This is a genomic window from Micromonospora sp. NPDC049282 (assembly GCF_043197045.1).
Lineage (GTDB): Bacteria > Actinomycetota > Actinomycetes > Mycobacteriales > Micromonosporaceae > Micromonospora.
The window spans coordinates 50,584-66,801 of the sequence record NZ_JBICSL010000011.1 but is presented as its reverse complement, the minus strand read 5'-3'; the positions used below and the strand labels follow the sequence as shown (position 1 = coordinate 66,801).

Sequence of the window (16,218 nt, the reverse complement as noted above, 5' to 3'; positions counted from 1 at the left end):
AAGTGATCACCAAGCGGAGCCTACCGAACACGGTGAACGGCACCGCACTCCACGTGGCGTGATCCCGCAACCACACAAGGTCGCACGCCGACGGTCTTCGACCGGCCTGTTCGAAGATGAAGCCATTCCGCCGAGGAACTGCCCCCATCACAGCGCCGACAATGGGGGTCGCATACGAGGAGACTCGTGTCGCGCCGACCACCTCGACGCGCTCCGCTCAGGCAACCTGGACGGACCGTCACAATAGCGGCCATCCTTCGCTAATATTGCATATTGCGACATTAATCCATGCAATTGTACGCGACCCCACCTAGGCTCCCCCAAGTACTGCCGATGCCCCGTAGGGGGCATCAGCAATCCAATTCGGAAGCCACTCCAACTCGATTGGATGGCCTAGCTGGGGAGAGTGAAATGCGCGGTAGCGAGTGGCACTGAAACTTCGGCACTTCTCGTCGAGAATCTTCTCGCGGTAGGCTCCCTGACGTCACGCCGAGCTGGCGCAAGCCAGCTCGGGCGTCAGCCTCTCAGCCCCGGGAGCTGAATGAGCCGCACCGGACGACGCGAAGCCGGGACCGATCGGCAACTACTGACGCTCGTCGGTCTCATCGTCGTCCTTGCAACAGGCGCGCTGATCGTCGCCATCGCCTCGCTGTCCCGTACGCCGCCGGCGTCCGTCCGAGACGTCGGCACCTTCGCCACGCTCGTCTTCATGATCACGCTGGGCGGAGTCGTCAAGGCTTCGGTCCGCATCCGGTCGACGACGCACTCCATCGCGTGGGTAGAGACGGCGGTGGTGATCGGTCTGGCCATCGCCCCAGCCTCGTGGGTCGTACTGAGCACGATGCTGGGCGTCGCCGCAGCCTCCGCCATCCTGCGGCTCCCCACGATCAAATCCGCCTTCGGCGTCGGGAAGAACGTGCTGATCGCAGGCGGCACGGCGGCCCTCGCATCGGTCCTCGAATGGCCAGGAGCATCACCATCGTTGAGTCACCTCATCGGTACCCTGGCCATCGTCTATCTCGCTGCCGCCCTACTGGACGACTTGCTCGCCATGCCGGTGATCGCACTCGCCTCCGGCACGCGCATCCTGCGTCAGTTCCGCAGTGATCTCGATCTGCGGCTCGCCGGCTTCGGCGTCCGCTTCGTGGTGGCCGCCTGCACCGTCCTCATCCTGCGCGCCGACCCCCGTCTGCTGCTCGCCGTGCCACCCCTGGTGCTCAGCCTGCACCTCGCCTACTCCACCCGGATCCGCACCCGCACCGAGCAGCAGGCCTGGCAACGCCTCGCCCGCGCCACCGACGCACTCAACGTGGTCGACCTCGACCAGGTGCTGACCACCGCCGTCACCGGGGCCGCCGAACTCTTCTCCGCCGACGAGGTGGAGATCGAGCTGCGCGACGGCGGACGCACCGTACGGGGCGGAGCCGCCGGAGTCGCCTACGACGGGACCGCGCCGCAGCCCAGCGAGACGGACGGCCGGATCGTGCCGGTCCTCCTGGAAGGGCACGACCGCACCGAGAACACCGGCGAGCTGCGACTCCGCTTCGCCGGCCCGGTCGAGCTCTCCGAACGCGAGCAGTACACACTGCGTACCTTCGCCTCGGCGCTGTGCACCGCGGTCCGCAACGCCCAGGCGTACGCCGAACTCGCCCGCATCGCCGACGACCACGCCTACGCCGCCACCCACGACGCCCTCACCGGCCTGTCCAACCGCCGCCACCTGCTGGACGAGGGCACCGCCCAGCTCACCACCCGGCACGCCGAGGGCGTCACCGCCCTGGTGCTGATCGACCTCAACCACTTCAAGGAGGTCAACGACACGCTCGGGCACGGCGCCGGCGACCAGGTGCTCATCCAGGTCGCCGGGCGGCTGCGCGACGCGGCCCGCCCCGGCGACCTGGTCGCCCGGCTCGGCGGCGACGAGTTCGCCGTGCTCCTGCGCGGCCTGCCCGCCCCGGCGGTCGCCGCGCACCGCGCCGAGTCCCTCCTCGCCGCCCTGCACGACCCGCTCGACCTGGACGGCATGCGGATCAGCGTGGAAGCCAGCGGCGGTATCGCCGCCGCCCCCGCCACCGGCGGGATGCCCGAACTGCTCCGCCGCGCCGACGTGGCGATGTACCAGGCCAAGCGCGCCGGTCAGCGGACCGCCACGTACGCGGCGACCCGCGACACCGCCGACCTGAACCGGCTCACCCTCGGCGGGGAACTGCCCCGGGCCGTCGCCGACCACGAGTTCACCGTCAACTTCCAACCCATCGTCGACCTGGGCAGCGGTCAGGTCACCGGCGCGGAGGCGCTGGCCCGCTGGCACCACCCCACCCACGGGTTGATCGACCCGCTGCGCTTCCTGGAGGCGGTGGAACGCTCCGGGCTGCTGCCCGCGTTCGCCGAAGCCATCCTCGACCAGGCGCTGATCGCGGCCGGCTCGTGGCACGACGCCGGCTTCGACCTGCCCGTCTCGGTGAACGTGTCACCCCGCAGCCTCCTCGACGCCCGCTTCCCCGGCGCCGTGCTGGCCCGGCTGCGCGCCCACGACATCCCGCCGGACCGGCTCGTGCTGGAGCTCACCGAGACGCTCACCCTCAGCCAACTCGACGTGGTCGACCGGGTGCTCAGCCGACTCCGCGACTCCGGCGTCCGGCTGGCCCTCGACGACTTCGGCACCGGCTACTCGTCACTCTCGCTGCTCTCCCGCATCCCGGTCCACGAACTCAAGATCGACCGCAGCTTCGTCACCGCCATGGAAACCGCACCCGAGGCCGCCGCCGTCATCCGCTCCACCCTCGACCTCGGCCGCAGCCTCGACCTCACCGTGGTCGCCGAGGGCGTGGAGAGCGAACCGCATCGCCGCGCGCTCTGGGAACTGGGCTGCACGGCCGGGCAGGGCCACCTGTTCGCCCGGCCGCTGCCCGCCGGGGCACTGCTCGCCGCCCTCCAACGCGGCGCCGGCGGCCGGCCCGGCGCCCTCGCCCGGCCACTGCACGACGCCGGTGCCGTCATCCGCCTGCCCGGCCGCCGCGCCGGCGGCGCCCGCAACCGCCCCACCCCACCCGCCGCCACCGACGCCCGGCACCCCTGACCACCCGGCCCGACCGGTCCGGACCGCACCGCAGGTCTGCCAGACTGGCCCGCGTGACCGCCCACGCCGACCCGGCCAGCCCCGCCATCCGCCGCTGGTCGGCCCTCGACACCGCCGTCGGCGGCCTCGCCCTCGACCTGGGCATCTACGCCGCCGCCACCGTCTTCGCCGCGGTCACCGCCGCCACCTCCACGCTGCCACCGCACCGCGCCTGGGGCGCGGTCGCCACCATCGGGTACGCCCTCGCCACGCTCGCCGCGGCCACCCAACTCCTCGCCCGCCACCGCGACCCCGGCACACCCCTGGCCGGACTGCCCGCCCGCTGGACGGTCACCGGCGTCACCTGGGCAACCGCCGCGTTGCTGCCGGTCGTCATCCAGAGCGTCCAACGGGCCGCCGGACGCGCCGGCCGGGCCCAGGAGGAGGTGATCGTGGTCGAACACGCCGGCACCCGCCTCGCCGAACACGGCACCCCCTACCTCGGACCCGACGCGATCGCCGCCCTACCCCCCGGTGAACAGCTCCTCGGCTACACCCCCTACCAACCGGGCATGGCGCTGTTCGGGCTGCCCCGGGCCGCCACCGACGCCTGGTGGACCGACGCCCGCATCTGGTTCGCGGTGGCCACCGCGCTCGCCCTCGCCGCCCTGGTCACCACGCTGCGTGACACCACCAACGGCCCCGGCTCGCCCCGCCGCACCGCCACGCTGCTGCGCGCCGTCCAGGCCGCCACCGTCCTGCCCGTCAGCGCGCTCACGCTCGCCACCGGCGGCGACGATCTCCCCGTACTCGCGCTCTGCCTGCTCGCCCTCGCCCTCGCCGCCGCCGGGCGGCCCGGCCGCGCCGGCCTCGCCGTCGGCGCCGCCGGCGCCCTGAAACTCTTCGCCTGGCCGGTCGCGATCGTGCTGATCTGCTGGGCCGCCACCAGACGGGCCGGCGCCCGCACCGCGCTGGGCGCCCTCGGCCTGCCCGTCCTCGCCCTGCTCCCGGTGCTGCTCGTCGACTCCGACGCCCTGGTCGAGAACGTGCTGCGCTTCCCGCTCGGCCACGGCCTGGTCACCAGCCCCGCCCAGTCCCCGCTCCCCGGCCACCTGATCGCCGAGACGCTCCCCGCCGGCCGGGCGGTCGCCGCCGTGCTGCTCGCCGCGGTCGGCCTGGCGATCGCCGTCCGGCTGCTGCGCCGCCCGCCCCGCACCGCCGCCGCCACCGCCGTCATCTGCGGGTCCGGGCTGCTCGCCGCGATCCTGCTGATGCCCACCACCCGCTTCGGCTACCTGCTCTACCCGGTCGCCCTGCTCCTCCTCGCCCCGACGCTGGCACGCGCCGAGACCCCGACCCAGGACAGCGGCCGGCCGGCATTCCCGGCAACCGCCCGGCGTAACCCGGCGGAAAGGCGTACACCTGAGGCATGACCACCTACCGCGACCGGGCCGAGGCCGGACAGGACCTCGCCGAGCGACTCACCGACCTCGCCGGCCGGCCCGACGTCATCGTCCTCGGCCTGGTCCGCGGCGGCGTACCCGTCGCGCGGGTGGTCGCCGACCGCCTCAACGCCCCCCTCGACGTGCTGGTCGTCCGCAAGCTCGGCGTGCCCTGGGCGCCCGAGGTGGCCTACGGGGCGCTCGGCCCCGGCGGCGTGCAGGTCCTCAACGACACGGTCGCCGACCGGATCAGCGAGAACGACCGCGCCCAGGTCCGCCGCCGCGAACAGGCCGAACTGGAACGCCGCGAACAGCGCTACCGCAACGGCCGGCCGCCCCTGGACCTGACCGGCCGCACCGCCGTCGTCGTCGACGACGGGCTCGCCACCGGCGCCACCGCCCGCGCCGCCGTCCAGGTCGCCCGCCACCTCGGCGCCGTCCGCGTGCTCGTCGCCGTTCCGGTCGGCTCCCCGCAGGCGTACGAGATGCTCGCGGCCACCGCCGACACGGTGGTGAGCAGCCAACTCCCGCCCGACTTCGCCGCCGTCGGCGCCTACTACGACGACTTCCACGAGGTCTCCGACGACGAGGTGACGCACGCGCTGACCGCCACCGCGTGAAATCACCCGGTACCGTCGATGGCATGCAGCTCATCTGTCCCAAATGCCGTGCAGAGATGCGCCAGTACGAGCGCAGCGGAGTGATCATCGACCAGTGCGGCGAATGCCGCGGCATCTTCCTCGACCGGGGCGAACTCGAGAAGCTGTTCGACGCCGAGGCGAACTGGAACCGGCAGCACGGCGGCACCCCGCAGGCCGCGCCCGCCGGAGCCGGCTACCCGCCACCGCCGCCCGCCGCCGCCCCGCACCAGCCGGGCTACGGCGCCGTCCCCCCGCCTCCTCCGCCGCCGCCCGGCCACGGCTATGCGCAGCAGCCCGCGTACGGCCACGGGCAGCAGCAGCACTACGGCTACCACGGCCACTACCGCAAGAAGAAGAAGCACGGCTTCCTCGGCGAACTCTTCGACTGAGGTAAGGCGGGGCCCCTTCTTAACGCCTGGACGATAGGAGGGGCCCCGTCTCACCGTGCCGGCCGCAGTGCGCCGTGGCAGGCTGCACCCCATGAGCCCGATCCGGCAGCATGAGGCGCTGGCCCAGGCGTACGCCGGCATCACCGCCGCCGTCACCCCGCTCGACGACGCCGGCCTGCAACGACCCACCCGCTGTCGGGGCTGGCTCGTCGCCGACCTGCTCTTCCACGTGCTCTGCGACGCCCAACGCGCGCTCGTCGCCCTGGCCAGCCCGGTGCCCGGCCCGGCCGACGTGGACGACGTCAGCTACTGGCGGGCGTTCACCCCCGGCGGCGACGAGGCCGGCGCGAAGCACGCGTGGTGGGCCCGCCGCTCGGCCGCCGCCTTCGACCGGCCCACAGGACTGGTCCGGATCTGGTCCGACACCGCCCCGGCCGCCGCCCGCGCGGCCGCCGCCGCCGATCCGGACGGGCACGTGACCACCCAGGGGCACGTGCTGCGCGTACCCGATCTGCTCGCCACCCTGACCACCGAGGCGGTCGTGCACCACCTCGACCTGGTGTTGGACCTGCCGGACGGGCCGCAGCCGGCGGCGGACCCGACCCGGGTCGCGGTGACCACGATGGACGGGCTGCTGCCCGACGAGGCGGTACGCCCGGCCGGTTGGGACGACCACGAGTATCTGCTCAAGGCCACCGGGCGGCTGCCGCTGACCGATCGGGACCGATTCGAGCTGGGCGAGGCGGCGGGCTGGTTCCCACTGCTCGGCTGACCGGGCTCAGACGATGGCCATGTCCACGAAGCGCGACAGGTGCAACTGGGCCGCGACCGTCACCGTGTCGGTCGGCCCGTTCCGGTGTTTGGCGATGATGAAGTCCGCCTCTCCGGCCCGCGGCGACTCCTTGTCGTAGTAGTCGTCACGGTGCAGCAAGATCACGACATCGGCGTCCTGCTCGATCGAGTTGTGAGCGGCGATACCGTTGGCGATGAAGTTGTGCACACCGAGCACCGTCGCGTCATAGACGTCTTTCTCGCCAACCGGCTCGATCGAGACGATCTCGTCCCAGAAGACGTCGTTCGTAGCGTGCAGGTCGAGGTCGGCCGAGTCCAACGCCGTGGCAATCTTGGCGAGGCGTGATCGACTGGGTGCGTGCTTCCACATCGTGCTGCCGCAGAACTTGGTGCCGACAACGGCCGCGAACTCCCGATGGCTCATCTTCTGCTCGGTCAGGATCTCTCGCACCCGTGTCCACACCTCCTTAGGCACGGTGTCCACGTTCGGGTTGCTCACCATGGCCTCAAGGCTGGCCAACAGCGCCGCACAACCGCTGGCGCGCTCACCGTGCACACCGATCTCACGAAGAAAACGCAGCTGGTCGTCTCGGCCGGAGACATCGAGCGTGTACTGCGGCCGATGCCGATGAACCGGGACCTCTTTCAGCCGTGCCGAGATCCCGTAGCGGAGCAACAACCGAGAGATGTCCTCAAGCATTCGGCGGGAGGTGGAGGAGAAGTAGACGCGACCGCCTCGACCGGACTTGTTCACGGTCACGGAGCCGTCAGTGGCCCACAGGTGCCGCAGGAAGAGGGTGATCTGCTCCTTCGGCAGGCTGAACACCGCTGCGGGCACGAACTTCTCATGAGACCGGAGGCCGAACAACCCGAACCCATCCAGCCACCCAGCGATCGGGTTCCGCCGCCCTCGGGCGAGCCGGAAGGGTGCCGGTAGGCGGAGAGTCGTGACCCGAGCCGCCGCGTAGTCGTCGCGCACGGCCGTAATCTTGAAATGCCGGGCAGCCTCCGCCACGGCTGTCAGGTTGGTCTCATCGCAGCTGGCGTAGCGGATCGGCTGGCGTCGGACGAACGAGCCGTCCCCGAGCAGGTGGGCCAGCATGATCACCTCTGATTCGGCCCAGGGCCGGACGGCCAATGGCGGCGGGATGTGCCGGGGAGTAGCGATCCTCGCTCCCGTCGTGAGCTCCGCCAGCGGCATCCAACCGCCGAACGTGAGGAAGGGATGATTCGCGGTGGCCTCGATCTGCTTCCCAGAAGCAAGGGTCATCCGGAACGCCGCCCGCGTTCCACTGGGGAAAGCGTGGGTGAGCGTCCGGGCCGTGTAACGGAGACTCTCGTCCAAGGCCCATACCGGGATGTCCTTCGCCTTGTTGGCGAGAAGCTCGCCGAGCGTTACCTCCGCGTTGTTGTCAGCCCTGATGAGTCTCGTCTCCGCTGTGAGGCAGCCTGATTCACGCAAATCGGACAACTGCGGACGCTTGTCGGTGCGCTGCTCGGGGCCACGGTTCAGCTGACTCACCGCGATCACCGGGCACTCGACCTCCTTGGCCAGCAGCTTCAGGCCACGGGACAGGTCCGCGACCTCCTGCTGCCGGCTCTCGGTGCGCTTCGGCGACGTCATCAGCTGGAGATAGTCGACGACGATCAGCTTCAGGTCGTGCTTCTGCTTGAGCCGGCGCGCCTTCGCCCGGATCTCCATCAGGTTCATGCTCGGGGTGTCGTCGACGAAGAGCGGCGCCTCGCTGATCTCGCCCATGCAGCGGGCCAGCTTGGTCCAGTCGTCGTCGGAAAGCTGCCCGCTACGCAGCACGTGCAGCGGCACCCGCGCCTCGGCCGAGAGGAGTCGCATGACGATCTCGACCTTGCTCATCTCCAGCGAGAAGATGGCCGCGGCCTGGTTGGCGCGAATTGCCGCGTTTCGGGCAAAGTCCATAGATGCGGTCGATTTGCCCAAACCAGGTCGGCCGGCCACGATGATCAATTGGCCCGCGTGCAGGCCGTTGAGCAGGCGGTCGAGGTCGGTGAAACCGGTCGGCACGCCGGTCATCATGCCGCCCTGGGCACCGACCGCCTCGATTTCGTCGAGCGTCGGTTGCAGCATGTCGGCCAGGACGGCGAAGTCCTCGCTGACCCGCTTCTCGGTGATCTCGTAGACGGCCTGCTGGGCGAGGTCGACGATGTCGTCCACGTCACGGCTGCCGCTCGGGCCGGTGCCGTAGCCGAGCTGCACGATCCGGGTGCCGGCCTCGACCAGCCGGCGGAGCACGGCCCGCTCGCCGACGATGCGAGCGTAGTAGGCGGCGTTGGCGGCGGTGGGCACGCTGGCGATCAGCGTGTGCAGGTAGGGCGCGCCGCCGATCCGGGCGAGGTCGCCGGAGTCGGCGAGCGCCGCCGCCACGGTGATCGGGTCGGCCGGCTCACCACGGCCGTAGATGTCGAGGATCGCGTCGAAGACGGTGGCGTGCACCGGGCGGTAGAAGTCGTTGGTCTTGAGGATCTCCACGACGTCCGCGATGGCGTCCTTGGAGAGCAGCATGCCGCCGAGGACGCACTGTTCGGCGGCGACGTCCTGGGGTGGGGTCTTCTCGAAGGACGCGTCCCGGCGCGGCGGCTCGGACGGTTGCCCCCCGGTCCGGTCCGCGCGCGTCTCGTCGGTGACCGACACGGGTCCCCCCTTGCTGCGTCGGATCGAGTCCAGCTCTATCGCCGGGGTATGACAACTTCCGCCGACCCCCCGGTCGATCGGGGGTCATCGCCCGGCGGTCGCTGGCCACGATACGGAACCCGAGGTCAGCCACCAACAGGGCCGGTGGACGAGCCTCGGGACAACCTGTGGACGCAGCGGGGCCGGCATGTGCGCAGGGTGTGCACAGGGTGTGGAAAAGTGATGGGGAATTCCGGGCCTATCGCTCCTGACCTGGGCTTTTCCCATCCCCACCCTGTGGACGGAAGATTTCAGGTCGAGCCTTGTCGCCGTTCGTCCCGTACTATCGCTGCGAACGGCTGCACCTTGACAGCGGATTGCACTTTCGGGTTGAGGAGAAGGGTCACGCTCCGGCCGTGAGACACCAGGACTGGGCAGGCGGGGAGGACACCCCGCGCGTGCGCCGGCCGAGCGGTTCCTGGGACACCTCCGCCGGGCCGCGTGGGGTCGACTCGTACGCGCCGGAGCGCCAGCGCACTCCGAGCCGGCGGCGGGCGATCGAGCGTGGCCAGGACGAGCCGGTGGACGCCTATCTGCCACGGTGGGCGGTCGAGTCGGGGATCAGCCGGGCCGACGGCGGTGGACGTCACGCCGCGCCGGACGACGACGATGCCGGCGTCGAGGTCGAGTCGCCGTCCTCGGGTGGCGGCTGGCGGGCCGACGTCGGGTGGCGCCGCGACGACGACGGGCGTGAGCTGCGGGCCATCGGCGCCGCCCCGGTGTCCGACCACACCGCCGAGTGGACCCTGGACGCACCGCACGAGCGGGGATACGTCGGGAGCAGGCGGGCCGAGGGTGAGGGCCAGCCGGTGTCGGGCACCGTCCCGCGGAGTCGTCCACGCCGGGCGGCGACCCGCAAGCCGGAGGTGACCTGGTCGGGGCTGCCGGAGGAGGCGAGTCCGGAGGATGACGCCGGCGGGTGGGAGGCCGAGCGGCCGACCCGGCGCAGCCGGCGTTCCACGTCGAGTTCCTCCTGGCCGCCGCCCGCGGTCGATCCGTGGGAGCGGGGCCGGGCGGTCGAGCCGGCGCCGGTGGAGCAGCCGGCGATCGACCCGTGGGATGCGTCGGGCGTGCACGAGTGGGGCCGGGGCGCCACCGGGAACAGGTGGGAGCGCCAGGAGGACCGGTGGGACCGGACGGAGCACACCGGCCAGTGGGACCGGTTCACCGACACCGGTCACCTCGACCGGGTTCGGGACACCGGCGACCGGTACCCGGCGGTGGACCCGTGGGACCGCACGACGCCGCCGGTCCGGGAGGGCTGGGCGTCGCCGGAGCAGGTCGAGGAGTTCTGGTCGGGCACCCGCCTGGCGGACGACGATCCGCGCTGGATGGCGACGCCGACGTCGGCGCCTCGGTCGCCGATGGTCGCGTACCCTGCTCCGCGTCCGCGGGCCGCGCCTGCTCGCCGGTCGGCGGAGCCGGTGGGGTCGGGCGGGTCCGCGTTGCGGCGGGGGATGGACACGATCGGCGGCGGTCCGCGGGGCCGGCGGCTGGAGGACGACCTGCTGGACCCGGATCCGGGTGGCCCGCTGCGACCGTTGGTCTACACGGCGGCCTGCTACCTGGTGCCGGCGGTGCTGCTCTTCCTCGGCCTGGTCTTCCTGGACGGGCAGGCGCCGCCGGGGTGCGTGACCGACATCAGCGGCGGCGGCTGCGACTCGCCGCGGGCGCACGCGTTCGCGTCGTTGTCCGCGGCGGCACCGCGGTTCGGGCTGGCGTTGGTGAGCAGTCTCGTGGTGGCGGTGCTGCTGCGTCAGGTCGGGACGACGTGGCGCTCGGCGACGGTCGCGTTGGCGGCGGCTGTGGTGGGCGGTGGCTTGTCCACGGTGGTGATCAGCGCGGTGACCGGCCAGGCGATCGGCTGACGTGCACAAGCGGAAGGGCCCGCACCGGTTGTCCGGTGCGGGCCCTTCCGTCGTGCGGTGGGTGTCAGCCCTTGACCACGTTCAGGTCGAACTTGGCGGTCACCTCGGGGTGCAGCCGGATGCTGACCGGGTAGGCGCCGAGCGACTTGATGTGGCCGGGCGTCTCCAGCCGGCGGCGGTCCAGGGTCGGACCGCCGGCCGCCTTGACGGCGTCGACGATCTCGGCCGGGGTGACCGAGCCGAAGAGCCGGCCGCCGTCGCCGGCGCGGGCCTTCAGGTTGACCTTCAGGCCCTCGAGCTGGCCCTTGATCTCGTTGGCGTGGCCGAGGTCGCGGACCTCGCGGGCCGAGCGGGCCCGCTTGATGACCGTGACCTGCTTCTCGGCACCCTTGGTCCAGGCGATCGCGAAGCCCTGCGGCAGCAGGTAGTTACGGCCGAAGCCGTCCTTCACCTCGACGATGTCGCCCGGAGAGCCGAGGCCGGACACCTCCTGAGTGAGGATGATCTTCATGTCCGTGCCTCCCCTCAGCGTGCCGTGGCCGTGTACGGCAGGAGCGCCATCTCGCGGGCGTTCTTGACCGCACGGGCGATCTGCCGCTGCTGCTGCGAGGTAACGCCGGTCACCCGTCGAGCGCGGATCTTGCCGCGGTCGGAGATGAACTTGCGCAGCAGCGCGGTGTCCTTGTAATCGATATAGGTGATCCCGTCCTTGTCGAGCGGGTTCACCTTCTTCTTCGGCTTGCGCAGTGCCGCAGCCTTCGCCATTGCTCTTGCTCCTGGTTTGCGATCGCGGGCGCTCGGCGCCATCAGAACGGGGGCTCCTCGTCGAAGTTTCCGCCGCCCGAACCAGCGCGGGAGGGGGCCGGGGCAGCCGAGGCCCAGGGGTCGTCGAAGTTGCCTCCGCCGCCACCCTGGCCACCACCACCGCCACCGCCGCCGAAGCCGCCGCCTCCGCCACCGGAGCGGGACATCTTCTGCACCTTCGCCGTGGCGTAGCGCAGGGACGGGCCGATCTCGTCGACCTCCAGCTCGATGACGGTGCGCTTCTCACCCTCGCGGGTCTCGTACGACCGCTGACGCAGCCGGCCGGACACGATCACCCGGGCGCCGCGCTGCAGCGACTCGGCGACGTTCTCGGCGGCCTGGCGCCAGACCGTGCACGAGAGGAACAGCGGCTCGCCGTCCTTCCACTCGCCGGACGCCTTGTCCATGAACCGGGGCGTGGAAGCGACCCGGAACTTCGCGACCGCCGCACCGGAGGGGGTGAATCGCAACTCGGGGTCATCGGTCAGGTTGCCGATGACCGTGATGGTGGTGTCTCCTGCCATGACCATCTCCTCGCGCACTCATCGTTGTGCCGTACAGGCTCTCAGAGCCCTCCGACAGCGCGGATGAGGTTTGATCCGGACGTGCCGGGTCCTAGATGCTCAGCGCATCTCCGGGCGAATGACCTTGGTGCGCAGCACCGACTCGTTGAGTCGGAGCTGACGGTCCAGCTCGGCCACGGCCTCCGGCGTCGCCTGGAGGTCGATGACGGCGTAGATGCCCTCGGCCTTCTTGTTGATCTCGTACGCGAGGCGCCGGCGGCCCCACACGTCGGTCTTCTCCACCGAGCCACCCGCGGTCCGGATCACGTTCAGGTACGTGTCGAGAGACGGGGCGACGGTGCGTTCCTCGAGGCTGGAATCGAGGATCACCATGACTTCATAGTGACGCAAGACGTGCTCACCTCCTGTGGGCTAGGCGGCCACGGTCCTTCCGTGGCAGGAGGTCGTGCGTCGTTGCCCGCCCGACGCCGGGGGAACCCGGCCGGACGCGGACAACCGGACCAGGATAGCCGGTCCGGACGATCATGCCGGGGCCGGTGGTCCGGGTGGCCCCGGAGGCGGCGACAGGGGCCCACCTCCGGCGTCGTGCGCCGAGAAGGTGGACCCCTGTCCACAGGGCCGCGGGGCGTCCCGTCCGCATTCCTTGGGTGGGACCTGGGGAGGAACGACCACACCGATGAGGTTGGATCGAGGACGCCCCGCGGAGCTTTATCATGTTGTTCCCTGGTATGACCATACAGCGGCTCTCGTCACCGCTTGGGGTAAATGGAGAATTTCGTCCACCTGGCCGATTGCGGTGCCGATGAGGAGCGGACCGCGCCCCGTCGTGCCGGGCCGCACGGCGGGGCGTCCCGTTGCCGGGGGCCTTGCCTCACCCGTCCCGTGCTGTGGACCACGTCCGGGCGGAGCGTCGACCATCGATCCCACCTCGGACAACGACCGCCGGGCCGGGTGGTGACGCACACCCGGTGCCGCGACCCCGTGCGAGCACACCGCCCGTCGCAGGCGCGACGTAGGCTGCCCTCCATGCGAATCGGAGCCCACGTCGATCCGGCCGACCCGCTGGCCGAGGCCGCCGCCCGGGAGGCGGACGCGGTGCAGTTCTTCCTCGCCGACCCGCAGGGTTGGAAGGCCCCGAAGCCACGCGAGGACACCGAACGCCTGCGCGCCGCCGACGTCGACCTCTACGTTCACGCGCCGTACGTGATCAACGTGGCCACGCTCAACAACCGGATCCGCATCCCCAGCCGCAAGCTGCTCCTCGGTCACGCCACCGCCGCGGCGGCCGTCGGCGCGAGAGGGCTGATCGTGCACGGCGGCCACGTCAACGCCGGCGACGACCTCGCCAAGGGCTTCGACAACTGGCGCAAGACGTTCGCCTACGCGGCCGACTCCGGCGGCTTCCCGCTGCCGGTGCTGATCGAGAACACCGCCGGTGGGGAGAACGCCTGCGCCCGGCACCTCGACGCGCTGGCCCGGCTCTGGGACGCGCTCGGCGACCACGAGGTCGGCTTCTGCCTCGACACCTGTCACGCCCACGCCGGCGGCGAGGAGCTGCTGGGCCTGGTCGACCGGGTCAAGGCGATCACCGGCCGGATCGACCTGATCCACGCCAACAACTCCAAGGGCGCCTTCGACTCGGGCCAGGACCGCCATGACAACCTCACCGGCGGCACGATCGACCCCGAGCTGCTGGTGGCGGTGATCCGGGCGGCCGGCGCGCCGGTGATCGTCGAGACCCCGGGCGGCGTCGAGGGGCAGGCGTCCGACATCGCGTTCCTGCGCGGCCAGTTGGGTGCCACGGCATGACCACGGAACAGTCCGGCGCCACCGGTGACCGGTCCGGCGCCGACCCGCAGCCAGAGGACGCCTCGGCGGACGGGAAGCCCGCACCGGGCGAGGTGCGGGCCGGGCGGACCGGGGCCGCGACGCCCGCCGTCCGCGACGAGCCCGCCGCGACGGCCACGGCCACCACCGTGGCCGGCAGCGACGAGACCGACGGCGAGAGCGGGTCCGACGGCAAGGATGCCGACGCCGGGACCGCCGCCGACGGCAAGGTCCGAAGCACGGACGGCGACGCGAGCGCCGACGGCAAGGGCAGGACCGGCGGTACGGACGGCGACGCGAGGACCGACGACGTCGCCAAGAACGATGTGGACGGCAAGGACAAGACCGACGGTACGGACGGCGACGAGCCGGCGGATCGCTGGACCGCGTTCGGGCCGGCGCCCGAGCCGGTGCTGGGCCGGGCCGGTCGGGCCGTGCGCGCGGTGGGTCGGTTCCTGGCGCACGAGTGGACGCTCGCCGCCGTCGCCACGTTGGCGGTGGCCGCGGCGATGACCTGGCCCACGCTGCGCTACCCGCGCTACACGCTGCCGCAGGACTACTGGGACCCGAGCCTGCAGGCGTGGCAGATGGCGTGGTCCGGGCACATCCTGCGCACCGACCCGGCGATGCTGTGGCACTCCAACACGTTCTTCCCGGAGAACTGGAGCTTCGCCTTCTCCGACACGCTGCTCGGGTACGCCCCGGCCGGGCTGATCGGGGTCGGCCCGGAGCAGGCCGTGCTGCGCTACAACATCATGTTCGTGCTGGCTCACGCGCTCGCCGCGTTCGGGGCGTACGCGCTGGCCCGGCAGCTCGGCGCGGGCCGGATCGGCGGCGCGGTGGCCGGCGCGAGCTTCGCGTACGCGCCGTGGCTGCTGGCCCAGGCCGGGCACCTGCACATCATCTCCAACGGTGGCATCCCGCTGGCGCTGGCCATGCTCGCCCGTGGTCACGGCTGGTCGCTGCGGTACGGCTACCGCCCGCGTCGCCGGCACGCGGGCTGGGCGCTGGCCGGTTGGCTGGTGGCCGCCTGGCAGCTCAGCCTCGGTTTCGGCATCGGCCTGCCGTTCGCCTACCTGTTGGCCGGCGTCGGGCTGGTCGCGGTGGTGCTGTGGTTCGTCCGGCGGCGGCGGGTGAAGCGCCCGTTCGGTCGGCGGCTGTTCCTGGCCGACATGATCGGCGCGCTCGTCTTCGCCGCGGTGGGCGGGTTGCTGGCGATTCCGTTCTTCAAGGTCGCCGAGCTGCACCCGAACGCGGCGCGCACGCTCGCCGAGATCCAGCTCTACTCGCCGCCGGCCAGCGGCTTCTTCACCGCGCCGGCCGAGTCCCGGGTCTGGGGCGAGCTGCACGAGGGGGCGCGGGCGGTGCTGCCCTGGTCGCCGGAGATGACGTTGCTGCCGGGCTTCGCGCTCTACGCGCTGGCCGCCGGCGGGTTGTTCTTCTCGGTGTGGCGGGTCCGCCACCGGCTCTTCCTGCTCGCCGGGGTGCTGGTGACGATGGCGCTGGCGATGGGCACCAAGTTCCTCGAGGGCCGGTTCACCTACGTGCCGCTCTTCGATTACCTGCCGGGCTGGAACGGGCTGCGGACGCCGGGCCGGATGATGCTCTGGACCACGCTGCTGCTCGGCCTGCTCGCGGCCGGCGCGGTCACCGCGTTCTGCATGCGGGTGCGTGAGCTGGCCGCCGAACGGGTCCCGCCGTGGCCGGGCCCGTGGCTGCGGCTGGCCACCCTGGTGCCGCTGCTGCTGGTGCTGGCCGAAGGGCTCAACGTCACCCCGCACCCGGTGGTGCCCCGGCAGCCGGCGGCGATGCGCACCGTCGACGGTCCGATGCTGGTGCTGCCCAGCAGCCAGAACCTGGACCAGCCGGTGATGCTCTGGTCGACCGACCGGTTCCAGCGGATGGTCAACGGCGGCAGCGGTTTCACCCCGAACTCCCAGGCCCAGGTCCGTGAGGCCACGGTCAGCTTCCCCGACTACGCCAGCATCGACTATCTGCGGCGGATCGGGGTCCGGAACGTGGTGGTGCTCCGGGACCAGCTCGGCGGCACCCCGTGGGAGGGGATGCTCGACCGGCCGGTGGAAGGGCTGGGCGTGACCCGGGAGCAGGTCGGCGAGGCGGTCGTCTACCGGCTGTGAAGCCGGCCGCGCCGCCGCGTCCGGGCCA

The 16,218-nt window shown here is 71.7% G+C and carries 13 protein-coding genes; 8 read left to right on the top strand and 5 right to left on the bottom strand.

What is annotated here, in order from left to right; translation table 11 throughout:
- Nucleotides 1-541 precede the first annotated feature (541 nt).
- The 5 genes from ACGFI2_RS18700 (at nucleotide 542) to ACGFI2_RS18680 (ending at nucleotide 6,302) form a co-directional block, all read left to right on the top strand.
- On the top strand, nucleotides 542-3,079 hold the full coding sequence (locus ACGFI2_RS18700) for a putative bifunctional diguanylate cyclase/phosphodiesterase (protein WP_393518330.1): 2,538 nt from the start codon (nucleotides 542-544) through the stop codon (nucleotides 3,077-3,079).
- Nucleotides 3,080-3,132: 53 nt separating this feature from the next.
- A complete protein-coding gene (locus tag ACGFI2_RS18695) occupies nucleotides 3,133-4,491 on the top strand; it encodes a glycosyltransferase 87 family protein (protein WP_393518327.1) in 1,359 nt (452 codons plus the stop codon).
- The gene (locus ACGFI2_RS18690) at nucleotides 4,488-5,120 is read left to right on the top strand and encodes a phosphoribosyltransferase (protein WP_393518324.1); all 633 of its coding nucleotides are present in this window, start codon (nucleotides 4,488-4,490) and stop codon (nucleotides 5,118-5,120) included. The genes ACGFI2_RS18695 and ACGFI2_RS18690 overlap by 4 nt, the downstream gene beginning before the upstream one ends.
- 23 nt (nucleotides 5,121-5,143) lie before the next feature.
- Nucleotides 5,144-5,530: a zf-TFIIB domain-containing protein gene (locus tag ACGFI2_RS18685; RefSeq protein ID WP_393518321.1), complete on the top strand. Its 387-nt coding sequence runs from the start codon at nucleotides 5,144-5,146 to the stop codon at nucleotides 5,528-5,530.
- Nucleotides 5,531-5,621: 91 nt separating this feature from the next.
- Complete coding sequence (locus tag ACGFI2_RS18680; protein ID WP_393518318.1) at nucleotides 5,622-6,302, top strand: maleylpyruvate isomerase N-terminal domain-containing protein; 681 nt, start codon at nucleotides 5,622-5,624, stop codon at nucleotides 6,300-6,302.
- Between the two features lie 6 nt (nucleotides 6,303-6,308).
- Here the strand turns inward: ACGFI2_RS18680 and ACGFI2_RS18675 are convergent, their stop codons facing one another.
- Nucleotides 6,309-8,990, bottom strand: a complete 2,682-nt coding sequence (locus ACGFI2_RS18675; RefSeq protein ID WP_393518315.1) for a replicative DNA helicase — start codon at nucleotides 8,988-8,990, stop codon at nucleotides 6,309-6,311.
- 395 nt (nucleotides 8,991-9,385) lie between these two features.
- Here ACGFI2_RS18675 and ACGFI2_RS18670 point away from each other — a divergent pair, with 395 nt between their 5' ends.
- A complete protein-coding gene (locus tag ACGFI2_RS18670) occupies nucleotides 9,386-10,897 on the top strand; it encodes a hypothetical protein (protein WP_393518312.1) in 1,512 nt (503 codons plus the stop codon).
- A gap of 64 nt (nucleotides 10,898-10,961) precedes the next feature.
- On the opposite strand, the gene rplI is transcribed toward ACGFI2_RS18670, so the two are convergent.
- From rplI to rpsF, 4 genes are all read right to left on the bottom strand, one after another.
- Complete coding sequence (rplI, locus tag ACGFI2_RS18665; protein WP_091061823.1) at nucleotides 10,962-11,408, bottom strand: 50S ribosomal protein L9; 447 nt, start codon at nucleotides 11,406-11,408, stop codon at nucleotides 10,962-10,964.
- Between the two features lie 14 nt (nucleotides 11,409-11,422).
- On the bottom strand, nucleotides 11,423-11,662 hold the full coding sequence (gene rpsR, locus ACGFI2_RS18660; RefSeq protein ID WP_007073789.1) for a 30S ribosomal protein S18: 240 nt from the start codon (nucleotides 11,660-11,662) through the stop codon (nucleotides 11,423-11,425).
- A 41-nt stretch (nucleotides 11,663-11,703) separates the two neighbouring features.
- Nucleotides 11,704-12,243, bottom strand: coding sequence for a single-stranded DNA-binding protein (locus ACGFI2_RS18655; protein ID WP_393518308.1), 540 nt, complete (start codon nucleotides 12,241-12,243; stop codon nucleotides 11,704-11,706).
- An 81-nt stretch (nucleotides 12,244-12,324) separates the two neighbouring features.
- Nucleotides 12,325-12,615, bottom strand: coding sequence for a 30S ribosomal protein S6 (gene rpsF / locus ACGFI2_RS18650; RefSeq protein WP_067301247.1), 291 nt, complete (start codon nucleotides 12,613-12,615; stop codon nucleotides 12,325-12,327).
- Nucleotides 12,616-13,251: 636 nt separating this feature from the next.
- On the opposite strand from rpsF, the gene ACGFI2_RS18645 reads away from it, so the two are divergent.
- Nucleotides 13,252-14,034 carry a deoxyribonuclease IV gene (locus ACGFI2_RS18645; protein WP_393518305.1) on the top strand — a complete coding sequence of 261 codons (783 nt, stop codon included), beginning with the start codon at nucleotides 13,252-13,254 and terminating at the stop codon, nucleotides 14,032-14,034.
- A complete protein-coding gene (locus ACGFI2_RS18640; protein WP_393518302.1) occupies nucleotides 14,031-16,190 on the top strand; it encodes a hypothetical protein in 2,160 nt (719 codons plus the stop codon). The genes ACGFI2_RS18645 and ACGFI2_RS18640 overlap by 4 nt, the downstream gene beginning before the upstream one ends.
- The last annotated feature ends 28 nt before the right edge of the window (nucleotides 16,191-16,218 follow it).